Here is a 1,636-nt window from a genome sequence, read left to right on the forward strand (position 1 = left end):
AAAAACATCATTGACAATAACCCGCCCGGATGTAGGGCGCTCCAGAAAATTGATGCAGCGAACCAGCGTTGATTTTCCGGCTCCTGAAAAACCGATGATGCCATAAATCTCTCCATTATTTATAGTGATACTTACATCCTTAACTGCATCTACAGTCTTCCCCTTAAATTCGAAGCTTTTGGTAATATTTTCCAATATTATCATTTGACTCACCTTTCCCCATACTCTTAAATCCCCTTAAACGCAAAAAACCTGATAAAGCCACTGCAGTAAATGCAGTCGGCTTCATCAGGCTTCTGTGTTTCAGATCACCTTTTAATATAAAACATACAGATTATATATGTTTTTGTTTTTCTCATGATATCATGCGAATATCCCCTTGTCAACAGCATTCTTTCTACTTTTATCTTCCTCAAAGAAAAAGCCGTCGGAATTTCCGACGGCTTTACAGCTTTCGCGTTTATTACTTCTTGTCAATCTTCGTGATGTCTGCACCGAACCATTTTTCGGAAATCTTCGCCATGGTGCCATCCTTGCGCATCTCATCAAGCGCCTTCTGAACCTTGTCGCGAAGTTCTTTGTCATCCTTGCGGAAGCCTACACCGAACTGTGCGGACGGTCCGACCGTAACGTCGATTGCCTCAAGCTTGTTCGGGTGCTTCTGCATGTAGTAGCGTCCGATAATCTCATCACAGACGACAGCATCAATACGGCCGTTCTCGAGATCCATGAAAGCAGACATGTAGTCAGGATATTTCTTCAGTTCCTTGAACTTGCCGCTGACTTCTTTGTTGGAATCGAGATAATCTTCGATTGTACCGCCGCCGCTCTGTGTTGCAACAACCTTTCCTGCAAGTGTTGCTTCATCCTTAATATCCTGATTCTTGCCTGCGGCACGGAAAATAATGGAGCGATTGTTCATGTACGGGTCGCTGAACAGGATATTTTCTTTACGTTTCGGAGTGATATCAAGACCGTTCCAGAGCATATCAATACGTCCGCTCTTGAGCTCTGCCTCTTTGCTTGCCCAGTCAATAGGCTTGAATTCCACTTCACCGCCCATACGCTTAGCAGCCTCTGTTGCAAGATCAATATCAAAGCCTACGATTTTGTTGTTACTGTCGACAAATCCCATTGGCGGGAAATTATCATCAAGACCGAGCACGATTTTCTTGCCTGCTTCTTTTTTCTCAGGCGCCGCAGCTTTCTTTTCTCCGCCGCACCCTGCCAGCAGTCCCACTGCCAATGCCAGCATCATACAGATTGCCAATACCTTCTTCATTCAGAACCCCTCCATTAAAATCCTTTTCTACATTAAAGTGTTAATAAGGTCATTATACACAGGAACACAGAATTTGACAAGAAAAATTTTACGAAACGGTAAAATCATCTCCGGAAGTCCAATCGTAAGAGCCAAGGCAAATGTTTTGCCGTACACAGCAAAAGAGCGTGCCGCATTGTACGGCACGCCCGAAAAATCTGTTCAATTTTATTTCTGGTCCACTTCCACCGGCGAGACCTTTGCACGAATCACGCAGCAGACAACGGCAAGACACGCCACGCCTACCGCAAGACCAGCCCAACCGTTCTGTGTGAAACCGTCAACCAGGTATCCGATAAAGCTGCATGCAGCAAC

General features: G+C 45.0%; 2 protein-coding genes. Both read right to left on the minus strand.

Features of this window, described 5'->3' with window-relative positions:
* Positions 1 to 204 (minus strand): ATP-binding cassette domain-containing protein (locus ACY69O_RS04665; RefSeq protein ID WP_462332304.1); only part of this gene is annotated, 204 nt, incomplete at its 3' end.
* Positions 205 to 463: 259 nt separating this feature from the next.
* Positions 464 to 1,282, minus strand: coding sequence for an amino acid ABC transporter substrate-binding protein (locus tag ACY69O_RS04670; RefSeq protein ID WP_462332305.1), 819 nt, complete (start codon positions 1,280 to 1,282; stop codon positions 464 to 466).
* Between the last annotated feature and the right edge of the window lie 354 nt (positions 1,283 to 1,636).

Source organism: Schwartzia sp. (in: firmicutes) (genome assembly GCF_978017985.1).